Origin of the sequence: Vibrio sp. ER1A, assembly GCF_000733315.1 — a bacterium.
GTDB lineage: Bacteria > Pseudomonadota > Gammaproteobacteria > Enterobacterales > Vibrionaceae > Vibrio > Vibrio mediterranei.
This window is the reverse complement of sequence record NZ_JPJA01000043.1, coordinates 1-3,220: the sequence shown is the minus strand read 5'-3', so window position 1 is coordinate 3,220 and position 3,220 is coordinate 1. Positions and strand designations below refer to the sequence as shown.

The window sequence follows — 3,220 nt, the reverse complement described above, 5'->3', positions numbered from 1 at the left end:
ATATTCACTATATGTTCCTTTTATCTAGGGAGCTAGGTTATTACTTAGCATCATAATTGATAAGTAGATCCAAACTGCAAAAAGAGAGATTATAATAGTCGCTATAGTTTTCAGCTTCGCAGATAAATTATCTAAGTCCTTACTTAAATGAGTTTGTGAGTTAATGAATATTTTATCTGCTGCCATTGATAGGTCGGCAGACTCCGCATATAACGCTAATTTAGAAACTAATTGTATGGGTAAGAAACCAGTATTCAAAACATCGCCCAATGGAAGGCCTTCGGCTTGCCGATCCTGCATACTGGCCATATGTTTTTGAATCCACCTGGAATTTGTCGTACTTTTAAAATTCATAAAAGTATGTCCAACTGGGACGTTTAATCTTATCATCAAAGATAATACCCCTAAAAATACAGATGCGTAATTTAGAGTAAGGATAGAAACAATAGGCAAATTACTTAACTTTTCTCTAAAGTTGCCAATTCCATTTTTCAAGTACCTATTAAATATAAACAATGATATTACAACTGAGAAAATCAAAACCGGAAATCCGAAGCTAAATATAAAACCACCTAGAGCATATAGTGTCGATGAGACTTTCGGCCATTGTTCAACTGGAAGAACTGCTTCAAACTCTGGAAAAACTTTTATTGAATATCCGCCAATCATCAATAGTACTAAACCAACCATTACAATCGGACCAATCAAAGCAGAGAACATTTTATCAACTGATTTTTTCTTCAGTACGCATATATCATAAGCACGCTGAATACCTATCACCATATCGCCAGCTTCTGAAGAAAGCTTAAGAATTAGCATTTCATCATCTGGAATCTTACCCTCTAATAGTAAAACCAGATCGCCCTTAATATTGTACACCTCAAGTAAATCTGTGTATAACTTCACCATCTCTTTGTTCTTTATGCTTTTGTTGATGGTAATATTACTTTCCAAAAAGCTAACTACCGATACATTATTTTTCAAACAATCAATAAATGCTTCATATATCTCTACTCGTATTTTTGAATTATACATATCAATTTACCCCGTAGATTCGCTCATACTCTTGCGGACAAAGTGTGCCTGCAACAATCTTTGAAAATGCGTTTTCAGACATAGTGTAACCACTTACTCCATCTTCATATCTCTTCCAAGTAGCGAACAGCTCTTGCGTACCAACTGAATCGATTACTTCGTTATAAGGGAATAAGAACTCGACACAAATTTGGCGACCTTTGTAGCCAGAGTAACTACATTTTTCACAACCAGACTCACTCGATATATGAATATCAGCATTCTTATCAATAAGTCTTGTATATAAGCCATGAGAAACACGTGATTTAAGAGTTTCGTCATCAAAGTTGAACGGTAGGGAGCAGTGAGTACAAGTCCTCCTTAGAAGTTTTTGAACAATAATTCCGGCCCAGAAGTCATATGAACGAAGCTTATCCATTTCTATCCCTAGTGAATTTAGGCGAGATATAACACCTGTGACGCTACTAGCATGTAATGTAGTTACAGCTAAATGCCCACTTTCAACAACGTCAGTTAGTGCTTTAGCGGTAGCTGGATCACGAGTCTCTCCAATTAACAACACGTCAGGATCTCTTCTCATTGCCGAATAGATATAACGCATAAATGGGTTCGTATCGTCCCCTTTTAGTTCATTCCTCTTTACGTTTGTCTGAACTGCCCCTCTTATTGAGTACTCTACAGGATCTTCCACAGTTAGGACTGAGATAGACTTATTATGAAAACTCAGATATAGCCACTCCAAAAAACCTTTAATCGTTGTGGACTTTCCGGAGCCGGTTGTTCCAGCAACAACTACTAACCCGAATGGTCTACTTACCATTTTTTTTATCAGATCAGATTCTTCGGGGGAAAAGCCTAAATCTGTTAAGTCAGAAATTTCTCCGACGCCTCCGTCTTGAAGCACTCGAAAGACGGCATGATAACCTTGCTCGGTGCGCGTTTTAAGCGGTGAGTGCGCATAACGTAGATTTAGTATCTTCCCTTTAAGGCTAGGAATCGGCCCCATAGCATCCTGAGGAACCTTTCTATTCCATGCACTACCTTTGCTAATTGCTTCTACATTGTAAAAAGTTGATATAGCAGCATCCGCACTATCTGTGTCCAATGTCTTGTAAAAACTCTTATTTCCATCTACTCGGAAATAGATGTCACACTGTTGGTCATTTCTAACAAAGTGAATGTCGCTAGAACCATACTCATCAGCGTCACTGAAAACAGAGACTAAAGTTTGTTTAGCCTCGGTAGAGTCTACATGAAGTAAATCTTTAGTAGCCAAACGATCTATTTCAGAAACAACTTTTAAAGGAACAAAATAAGAAAAATTAAAACTGTTTTTAAGAATCAATTTATTTAAACTATCAATAGCTAATCCCATTCTTCCACTATCTTCAGGCAGGAACAGATATTTTTCGTTTGATTTAGTTAACTTGCATATGTAGATATTATAGCTATCTAGATCCGTAGAATACTTCGTAACAGACAAATCTTCTCTCTCTAATATATCTTGATAGTCAATGATTACATTGGTAGTCACTTTCTGTACCTCAGTTCTACTGTGCCATTTGATGAAACTACATAACTATACCCACCACCGAAGATCCTATTTGGTTTAATTCCACTAAATCTAGCCCCGTTACTTCTGTTAAGAAAATCAGCGTATGTAGTACCATCTATTACATATATAGTAGAAAGGGTTATTTCATAGTTTGACGTTTTTGGGGGCTCTGTGGTCTTATTAGAATTGTTGTTTTTAACCCTAACGCTTCCTTTAATAGATGCTTGCTTAGATGTTTTTTTCAACTGTTCTAGTATTTTCTTTTGTTCGAGTTGAAGCCTTTTAATCTCAATATTCTGCTCTATTCCCTTAATTAAAATTTGGTTTTCAATGCTTCTTTTTTGGAACTTTTTAAGTCGCTGTTCAATCTCACTGACAGGGGCAACCTCTTCTTGTGAGGTAATATTTTTTGATTTTGACTCATCATTAATATTGCCAGCGTAGGATAGAGAAGAAAATAGAAAGCATACTATTATAATTGAAATTTCCGTAACCGTGTGCCTACTGTTTATAATAAAATCACCCATTATATATCACTCCTATATCTGCAACATATTTAGAATCTTTAAAAGATAGCTTCTCAAAGAAGACATTAGATGACTCAGGGAATATATCAATCAAGGAGTAGAG

General features: G+C 36.1%; 3 protein-coding genes. All 3 read right to left on the bottom strand.

What is annotated here, in order from left to right:
* Positions 1-24: 24 nt before the first annotated feature.
* From HW45_RS04125 to HW45_RS04115, 3 genes are read right to left on the bottom strand one after another with little or no spacing between them, the layout of a single operon-like run.
* Positions 25-1,035, bottom strand: coding sequence for a type II secretion system F family protein (locus tag HW45_RS04125; protein ID WP_038225048.1), 1,011 nt, complete (start codon positions 1,033-1,035; stop codon positions 25-27).
* Position 1,036: 1 nt separating this feature from the next.
* Positions 1,037-2,569 carry a GspE/PulE family protein gene (locus HW45_RS04120; protein WP_038225046.1) on the bottom strand — a complete coding sequence of 511 codons (1,533 nt, stop codon included), beginning with the start codon at positions 2,567-2,569 and terminating at the stop codon, positions 1,037-1,039.
* Positions 2,566-3,117, bottom strand: coding sequence for a hypothetical protein (locus tag HW45_RS04115; RefSeq protein ID WP_038225044.1), 552 nt, complete (start codon positions 3,115-3,117; stop codon positions 2,566-2,568). Before HW45_RS04115 ends, HW45_RS04120 begins: the two co-directional genes overlap by 4 nt.
* Positions 3,118-3,220 lie beyond the last annotated feature (103 nt).